Here is a 1125-nt window from a genome sequence, read left to right on the forward strand (position 1 = left end):
GTGCAGCGGCAGTATTCCGGCACCGCCGGCCGGATCGAGAACTGCCAGATTGGGACTTTCCTGGCGTATGCATCCGCGCGTGGTCATGTGCTGATTGATCGGGAGCTGTATCTGCCGGAGCCCTGGATCGCCGACCGGGACCGTGCCCGCGCGTCCGGGATCCCGGACGAGATCGAGTTCGAGACCAAACCGAGGCAGGCGATGGCGATGCTGGCGCGCGCGTTCGACGCCGGCGTGCCATTCTCGTGGATCACCGCTGATGAGGCGTATGGACAGGTGAAGTATCTGCGGACATGGCTGGAAGAGCGCGACGCCGCGCATGTGCTGGCCACCAAGGTCAACGACACCCTGATCACCACGAAAGGCCGTGAAACCCGCGCCGACGAGCTGATTGCCGCCCTGCCCGAGCGCTCGTGGCGGCGGTTGTCGGTCGGCGCCGGCGCGCACGGCCCCCGCGAGTACGACTGGGCACGGACGCCGATCCGTATCGCCTGGCTGGCCGGGCGCGGGCACTGGCTGCTCGCCCGCCGCTCGATCTCTGATCCGACCGAGATCGCCTACTACGTCTGCTACGGGCCTCGCAGGTCCACCCTGCTGGACCTGGCCTGGATCGCCGGATTCCGCTGGCGGATCGAGGAATGCTTCCAGCAAGCCAAAAACGAAGCCGGGCTCGACCACTACCAAGTCCGATCCTGGCGAGCCTGGTACGCCCATGTCACCCTGTCCATGCTCGCCCACGCCTGGCTCGCCGTATCACGATCCCTTGCCATAAAAGGGGAATCGGTGTCGACGAACCAGACATGATCGGATTCACGCTACCGGAGATCCGACGCCTGCTCACTACACTCGTCCTGCGTGTCGCCGACGCCACCGACCACATCTGGCACTGGTCACACTTCCGCCGCCGACGACAACACCAAGCCCGCCTCAGCCACTACAAACTACGAGGCTACCCACTCGCGCAAGTGCCGTTGCAGTACTAGTCGGAGAATCCGGCTCACTCTGCGTCTCGCTGACCACACCTAGATGATTGATTCCGTGAAGATCACGTGAAGGAGGCCGGTGTGATGGCCGGGAGGAGGGTGTCCAAGATCAAACCGTGACGAAAGAACTGAACACCCTCCT

At 64.1% G+C, this 1125-nt stretch carries 1 protein-coding gene; it reads left to right on the forward strand.

The window, feature by feature from the left end; genetic code table 11:
- The coding region (locus ACFOSH_RS42690) for an IS701 family transposase (RefSeq protein WP_378247295.1) at positions 1-804 on the forward strand (804 nt) is incomplete at its 5' end.
- Positions 805-1125 lie beyond the last annotated feature (321 nt).

The organism is Amycolatopsis speibonae (assembly GCF_042647925.1).
Lineage (GTDB): Bacteria > Actinomycetota > Actinomycetes > Mycobacteriales > Pseudonocardiaceae > Amycolatopsis > Amycolatopsis speibonae.